The sequence below is a fragment of the Candidatus Melainabacteria bacterium RIFOXYA2_FULL_32_9 genome, from assembly GCA_001784615.1.
Taxonomy (GTDB): Bacteria; Cyanobacteriota; Vampirovibrionia; order Gastranaerophilales; family UBA9579; genus UBA9579.
In genome coordinates, this window is record MFRQ01000032.1 from 1 (window position 1) to 7140 (window position 7140).

The window sequence follows — 7140 nt, forward strand, 5'->3', positions numbered from 1 at the left end:
GCCTTTGGCACTTCTTATAACCAGCAAATAATCGAGCAATAAAAAATGCGTAAGTATTTTTTATTGCGTCCTTAGTTCAAAAGACTATTAATCCTCTTTATCAGTTTATCATCAATAACTTCAGCAGCTTTTTTCTTGCCATCCCAGACAGGTTCGAGAGTTATGTTGACTAAATCCATTATTTCCTGACTGTTTTCAACTACAGGAGTTGGTTTAGACTCAGGGATTATATCAATAAATAGTCTTGAATTTTTGGGAAACTTGCCTTTATCAAGAAAAACTTCAGAATTTGCCACATCAACCCTTGCAGGAACAATAAGCCCGCTCTTTGTAAACTCCTGGCATGCCTGCTTACTTGCTAAAAATCTGACAAGCCTCCAGGCTTCTTCAGGATGTTCGGATGATTTACTTATAGCCCAGCCTGAAGCATCAGCGTCAACAACTGAACCAGATGAGCCTTTTGGAAATTTTGCTATATCCCAGTTGAATTCAAGATCTTTTCTATATCTTGGAACACTCCATCTACCGTTAATCTGCATTGCAATTTTACCCTGCATAAACAATTGGGACATTGTAGCACTTCCAGCTTCACTTGCCGTTGGTGCCACGTGATATTTATTCCTTAAATCAGCATAGTACTGTATAGAATTAATGGATTCCGGGTTATTAATTATGGCTTTTGTTGGATCAGAATTAATAATTCCACCCGAATTACTCCAGAGGAAAGGTAGCCAAAACAGAGGCATCTCTTCAAAACCAATTCCAAATTGGTCAATTTTACCATCACTATTGAAATCTTTAGTCAACTTCTGAGCCGTGGCAAGGAATTGTTTAAAATTCCAGCTTTTATCTGGATAAGCAATATCATACTTGTCAAAAATATCTTTATTATAATAAATTACAAGATTTGATATATCTCTTGGCATTGCATAAAGGTTATTTTTATATTTAAAAGCCTCTAAAGACTCCGGAAAGAAATCTTTTTCAGCAATCAAATCATCTTTTTGCAGATAATTGGATAAATCCAATAAAACATCATTCTCTGCATATACAGGACCATTGATGTTATTTATAAAAATAACGTCAGGAGTAAGTCGTGATGCAACTAAGAGATGTAATTTTTGAAAATAATTCTTTGGTATATGAATAAAATCAACCTTAATATCGGAATTTTTCTGCTCAAATTCTTTTAAAATAGGTTTGATAATCGCTATCTCTGACTCAGATCCCCAACTTGAAAACTGAATTACTGTTTTATCCTCTTTTTTGGAACAACCGCCAATAAAAACGAGAAACAGAATCAAGACAAAAGCTTTTGTTAATTTATTTATAATATTTTTTTTCATACTTCATTTTAGCATGTGAAAATTGCTCTTAAAATTTTGGTAATGATCAAGTAATGAGTCATCACGAGCCATTAAATATGGAAGATATCGTTTATCTTAATTGCGAAGTGATCTCAAAGCATACAACGTTATATGATTAGAGATTGTTTCACAACATCGATTTTAAAAAATATCCATGTTGTTCGCAATGATTCTCTCAATTATTTCAGTCACAACTTGACCCTTATCAAAATTTTCTATTATATTCAGATTTTCTTAACTTATTTATACTTTTGTTTAAAATAATAAAGAAAACTTTAATTTTCAATTCCAATTATAGAAAAAACATATTAAAATTATAATAAGCAAAATTTAATTTTTAATAACTGGATATTAATTTATGCATAGTTTTTTTTCAGAAAAATTAACAACTCAGCAGCTTACAAAAAATTCCTTCTTTGAAGGTCTTCCGAATAATATTTTGGAGCATTTAGTTGAAATCCTGAATGTTCATAGATATAAAAAAGAAGACTATATATTTAATGAAGGAGATAATGCAGCTGAAATGTACTTTATTTTGGAGGGTTCAGTTAAAATTTTTAAAAAAACCTATAAAGGAGGCTCTAAACTTTTAGTTGAACTGCATGAATCTCAATTTTTTGGAGAAATGGCTCTTATTGATAGAGGTAAAAGATCTACAAGTGTTGTTGCAGCTACAGATTTAATTTTAGCATCGTTAAGCTGGGAAAAGCTAAATAAGGAGTTTGAGGCATATAATCCTAATTTGGCTATATATACATACAAAAAAATAGCCCAAGTACTTAGTTTGAGATTAAGACAGGCTAATACCCTGTATGTTCACTCTGAATAAAATTAAACTATGCCAGAATGAGTCTGTTTTCGCTTCGCATGCCAGCTTTGACCAAATTACTTTATTTATCTGTTACATTAATCGAGTAATAAAAAATTCTTACGTATTTTTTATTACTCGATTAATGACTGGTTACAGGAAGCAGTCTGTAAAAATCATAAAAGATAGAATGAGTTTTGTTTTCGGTCCAGACCAGCGAAGCTGCTCTTCCCGAAAATTTCACTCCCGCTTCGCATTTTTTCATCAAAATCCTTAATGATTTTTTCCGCTGTCCTTAGTTTTGAGTACTAAAAAATTTCCGGAAGAAGCTTACGCATCAACCACGAAACAAATCTCGCACCCTTTAATAGATTTACATTACTTAAATTATTTATGAAAAGCTGTTGAAATACCAGTTTATAACTTCCTGTCCCCTAAACATTACTACAAAACCCCCTATGACCAAAGCAGGGCCAAAAGGTAAGAAAGTAAAGCTTTGTCTTTCTTTAAGTCTTTGTAGAATAACTACTATTCCAGCAATTGCTATTGTCAGAGCAAATAATGTAATTATCAATGCACCAATAAGACTGCTTCCTAATCCCAATATTTTTCCAATATATGGAACAAATATTGAGAACATTAAAACTCCCATTGCTACTAAAGATCTATAGTCCTTGTCCTTATACATATTCATTAGAATAATAGGAATTCCAATGAAAAGTTGTGTAATAAAGCTGATAGCAAGAATTACTAAGATCATTTTCCAGCCAAACCATGCCCCAAGAGCAGCACCAATTATTGAATCACCACTGCCGAAAGCATATTCTCCAACAAAAAATAAACCTAGTCTTGAGAATATTTCAAAAAAAGCAGCTCCGATAATAGCTCCAATTATTGCTGATATAAAGATCTCATTTAATGTAATAGATGAATTTATTCCTTTAAGCAAAATTGTAATAGTTCCGTGTCCTGCGTTTCCTATATTAAAAAAGTTATATATAAGCCCTAATGGAATTAAAGGTATTGATGTTAAATCAAAAATTAACTTCTCTCTTATGTCTGTTATGGTTATAACTATTAATCCACAGGTTAAAGTAAGCAAAAATAAGGTATTTACGGTAAGTCCAAAATTGTAGACAACTGCAATAAACAAAAGAGCTGTTGATAACTCAACTATTGGATATTGAATACTGATAGATTGGCTGCAATTTCTGCATTTTCCTCTAAGAATAAGAAAACTCAGAACAGGAATATTATTATACCAGGCTATAGGTTTCTGACATTTCGGACACTTTGATCCGGGAAAAACAAAGGACTCATCTGAGAGTAGTCTTAATGCTACTACGTTTAAAAAGCTTCCTATAACAAGTCCTACAACTCCTGTAAATACAATAATATATGCCCTCCAAAAAGGACTTAAATCACTTAATGATTCCATACTTACCTCATCAAATTAATAATTCGGCTTAACTATCTTTTTGTTTCTGGTAATTATACCAAATAACTCTGATATAGCCTTTTTAAGTCTTCTGCTAACCTGCATTTGTGATATATTAAGTTTTTTAGCAATATCATTTTGACTTAAATCTTCAAAAAAACTTAACTTTATAACTTCTTTTAAAGGATCACTCAATGACTCTACTGCTTCCCCAAGCATAATTCTATCTTCTTGAGCCATAAGAAAATCCTGATATTTATCGTCAATAAGTCTATCGGCAAAAGTTTGCTCACTCTCACTACTTCCTGAAACAACCTGGTCCAGAGAGATCATTTGCTTTCTTCTGTCTACTTCTGTAACTTCACACACTTTATTAATTGGAATTTCTAAAGCTTCAGCAATTTCAAAATCACTGGGAAGTCTTCCTAAATTTACTGTTAGTTCCTGAATTAGCTGATTAATTCTAAAGGATAGTTCTTGTAATTCTCTTGGTGCTCTTATCATATTACCTTTATCACGTAAATAATGTCTGATTTCTCCGGTAATCAAGTAAGTAGCATATGTTTTAAAACTAGCACCAAGATTTGTGTCATATTGCTCAATAGCCTTTAATAGTCCTACACTACCAACTTGTATCAAGTCTTCTGTAGGGTCAGAACTCCTTCTTGCAAGTCCATACGCTATTTTTTTAACAAATGGCAAATATGCAAGAACTATAAGGTTCCTAAGCTGAGACTTAATAATGTTGTTTTCAGCTTTCTTATATTCCTGTAACCAGCTATTTATTTCCTCAGTTGAGGTTAACTCTTCTACATTCACTTTAAATCAACTTTAATTTTAGAAACTTACCCTCTATTAATTATTTAGATTATAACATGGGATTATCGTGTATTTAAGTCAGGAATATTTGTCCATAATTTAGTATTTAAATTTAAAATATGAAAATGATAAGGAATTCAAACTATCAAATTAAGAAAAAACAGATAAAAACATATTTAATATGTTTATTTAGCCAGTCTGGATGAGTGAGAAATAATATTTATCTGTAAAATATTAAACAATTGTTTAATGTTTTTTATTTTAAACAATTTAAAATGAAAGCAAAGTTAATTAATTTTTCTTTTCTTAAAATAAATCCAGAAAAGAGAAAATAAAAAAGGAGGAAAATAATGGGTGAACGTGGACCTGCTCCAGGAAATGCTTATGGCGCAGCAGCCGTAACACAAGCTATACGAGGCGCTGATTTTCCAATGTCAAAACAAGATCTTATAAATAGATATGGGGATAAAGACATTGAATGGACAAAAGGTAATCCTAGAAAATTAAGAGATCTATTAATAGATCTTCCAAGTGAAACATTCAATTCACCAGCTGATTTAGAACATGCTTTACATGAAAATATGTAAGTTCGTAATATAAACGATTAAAGGAGGAGGAAATAATGGGTGAACGTGGACCTGCTCCAGGAAATGCTTATGGTGCAGCAGCTGTAACTCAAGCTATAAGAGGTGCTGATTTTCCAATGTCAAAACAAGATCTTATAAGCTGCTTTGGTGATAAAGAAGTTGAATGGAGAAAAGGCAATCCTCAGAAATTAAGAGATCTATTAATAGATCTCCCAAGTGAAACATTCAATTCACCAGCTGATTTAGAACATTCTATACATGAAAATATGTAAAGTCGTGATATAAACGATTAAAGGAGGAGAAATAATGGGTGAACGTGGACCATTACCAGGGCATGCTTATGGCGCAGCAGCTGTAGCATCAATATTTAAAAACGCCAATTTTCCAATGTCAAAAGATGACATTATGCAAAAATATGGCGACAGAGAAATAGAATACACAAAAGGTAATCCAGTAAAAGTAAAAGATGTTCTAAGCAACATTCCAAGTGAAACATTCAATTCACCAGCTGATTTAGAACATGCTTTTCACGAAAAATTAAGCTAGCATATAGCTTTATAAAGCAAAAGCCCTCGATTAATCGAGGGCTTTTGCTATTTTTGTCTTCATACAAGATTTTTAAGAAAAATTAAAGTCTAATCTTGTAGTACAATTTTTCTATGAATATAAATATTATAGCTGTTGGAAAAATCAGAGAAAAATATATTAAATCAGGAATAGAAGAGTTTTTAAAAAGAATTCAACCTTATTCTTCGCTAAAAATCACAGAGATTAGTGCAGAAGATCTCAAATATGATCCTCAAAAAAGCATTGAAATAGAAGGAGAGAAAATTTTAAAGCAAATTCCGGATACTGCTTATGTGATAATTCTTGATATTCTTGGAAGACAGCTTGATTCAGAAGAATTTGCAGCAAAAATTAAGGAAATAAATTTAAAAGGCATAAATCAATTAGTTTTCGTTATTGGTGGTGCAATTGGTTTATCAGACAGTGTAAAACGAAGAGCTGATTTTACCTTGAGTCTTTCAAAAATGACATTTCCTCACCAACTTATAAGACTATTCCTCGTTGAACAAATCTACAGAGCCTTTAAAATCATCAATAATGAGCCTTATCATAAATAAGCAAGAAATTTTCACTATCTAATGAGGTAACAAAAAAATTCTTACGTATTTTACAAGACTGTCATCACGAGGAAACACGAAGTGTCTCCGTGGTGATCTTGCCAATTTTGAATAGTAGCTTTTAATTGTAAAATGGATAGATTGCCACAGATTCCTTCAGAATCTTCGCAATGACAGCTGTACAAATTTTATTTCCTGGATAGCCCCTTACTCAGCGGAACGATAGAGAAAAGCCTAAGAATTATTTGCTTATTCCTTAATATTCAAGGATGGATAAATCTGAAAATTTATGTAACTAAGCTAAAAAGCCAGAGTTTGCACTCTGGCTTTTTCTATAAATTATTCTTTAATAAGGTTTTCTTAAGAATTCAGGAATATCTAGCATATTGCTTGCAAGCTCCTGAGCTTTTTTCTTGTTTGGAGTAGAAGGATAAAGTGATGATAAACCTGCTCCATAAGAATTTGTAATTTCTTCCAGACCATTTTGAGGCTTAAGATCAAATCCTGTAGCAATAACAGTAATTTGAATTTCACCCTGAATTCTATCATCAATTACAGAACCAAATATAACAATTGCATCATCCAGAACTGCGTCGTGAATAACTTCAGCCGCTTCATAAACTTCATGTAATGTCATATCAGGACCACCAGTAACGTTGAATATGACACCGCTTGCTCCATTAATAGAAGTTTCAAGAAGAGGTGAATTAATTGCAATTTTAGCAGCTTCCATAGCTCTGCCTTCGCCACTACCACGACCAATACCCATAAGAGCAGATCCTGACATTGCCATAACAGCTTTAACGTCAGCAAAGTCAACGTTAATTAAACCAGGTACTGTAATGATATCTGAAATACCTTGTACACCACGTAATAGTACTTCATCTACAACATAGAAAGCTTCTCTAATTGTTGTTCTACGTTCTACTACTTCAATTAATTTATCGTTTGGAATAACAATAATTGTATCAACATTTTCTTTCAGTTTTTCAAGACC

At 32.2% G+C, this 7140-nt stretch carries 8 protein-coding genes and 1 pseudogene (1 of these 9 only partly in view); 5 read left to right on the forward strand and 4 right to left on the reverse strand.

The features are described 5' to 3' along the window. Positions 1-71: 71 nt before the first annotated feature. On the reverse strand, positions 72-1346 hold the full coding sequence (locus A2255_01900; protein ID OGI22648.1) for a hypothetical protein: 1275 nt from the start codon (positions 1344-1346) through the stop codon (positions 72-74). A 379-nt stretch (positions 1347-1725) separates the two neighbouring features. On the opposite strand from A2255_01900, the gene A2255_01905 reads away from it, so the two are divergent. Continuing rightward, complete coding sequence (locus A2255_01905; GenBank protein OGI22649.1) at positions 1726-2196, forward strand: hypothetical protein; 471 nt, start codon at positions 1726-1728, stop codon at positions 2194-2196. 370 nt (positions 2197-2566) lie between these two features. On the opposite strand, the gene A2255_01910 is transcribed toward A2255_01905, so the two are convergent. Both A2255_01910 and A2255_01915 read right to left on the reverse strand, forming a co-directional pair. Beyond that, positions 2567-3613: a hypothetical protein gene (locus A2255_01910; protein ID OGI22650.1), complete on the reverse strand. Its 1047-nt coding sequence runs from the start codon at positions 3611-3613 to the stop codon at positions 2567-2569. A gap of 15 nt (positions 3614-3628) precedes the next feature. Further along, entirely contained in the window at positions 3629-4432 is an 804-nt protein-coding gene (locus tag A2255_01915) for a hypothetical protein (protein ID OGI22651.1), read from the reverse strand. A gap of 350 nt (positions 4433-4782) precedes the next feature. On the opposite strand from A2255_01915, the gene A2255_01920 reads away from it, so the two are divergent. The 4 genes from A2255_01920 to A2255_01935 all read left to right on the forward strand — a co-directional run bounded on the left by A2255_01920 (position 4783) and on the right by A2255_01935 (position 6143). Beyond that, positions 4783-5019: a hypothetical protein gene (locus tag A2255_01920; GenBank protein OGI22652.1), complete on the forward strand. Its 237-nt coding sequence runs from the start codon at positions 4783-4785 to the stop codon at positions 5017-5019. Between the two features lie 35 nt (positions 5020-5054). Then, positions 5055-5291 carry a hypothetical protein gene (locus A2255_01925; GenBank protein OGI22653.1) on the forward strand — a complete coding sequence of 79 codons (237 nt, stop codon included), beginning with the start codon at positions 5055-5057 and terminating at the stop codon, positions 5289-5291. Between the two features lie 34 nt (positions 5292-5325). Next, the gene (locus A2255_01930) at positions 5326-5565 is read left to right on the forward strand and encodes a hypothetical protein (protein OGI22654.1); all 240 of its coding nucleotides are present in this window, start codon (positions 5326-5328) and stop codon (positions 5563-5565) included. 113 nt (positions 5566-5678) lie between these two features. Next, entirely contained in the window at positions 5679-6143 is a 465-nt protein-coding gene (locus tag A2255_01935) for a 23S rRNA (pseudouridine(1915)-N(3))-methyltransferase RlmH (GenBank protein ID OGI22655.1), read from the forward strand. Between the two features lie 346 nt (positions 6144-6489). On the opposite strand, the pseudogene A2255_01940 reads toward A2255_01935, so the two are convergent. After that, positions 6490-7140: pseudogene (locus A2255_01940) on the reverse strand (cell division protein FtsZ) (it continues 379 nt past the right edge of the window).